At 45.0% G+C, this 231-nt stretch carries 1 pseudogene; it reads left to right on the forward strand.

The annotated features are described in order from the left end of the window. Positions 1-231: pseudogene (locus tag O4H47_RS18085) on the forward strand (glucose-6-phosphate dehydrogenase); the annotation flags it as partial.

The raw sequence follows: 231 nt of genomic DNA on the forward strand, positions 1-231 counted from the left end.
GAATTGACCATTACTTAGGTAAAGAAACGGTACAAAACCTACTTGTGCTTCGTTTCTCTAATGCGATGTTTGAGCCGCTTTGGAACCGTAACTTCATTGATTACGTTGAAATCACAGGCGCAGAATTCCTTGGCGTAGAGGAGCGTGGTGGTTACTACGACAACTCTGGCGCTGTGCGCGACATGTTCCAAAACCACTTGCTACAAGTATTAGCAATGGTAGGTATGGAAC

The sequence above is a fragment of the Maritalea porphyrae genome (assembly GCF_027213965.1).
GTDB classification, from domain to species: domain Bacteria; phylum Pseudomonadota; class Alphaproteobacteria; order Rhizobiales; family Devosiaceae; genus Maritalea; species Maritalea porphyrae_A.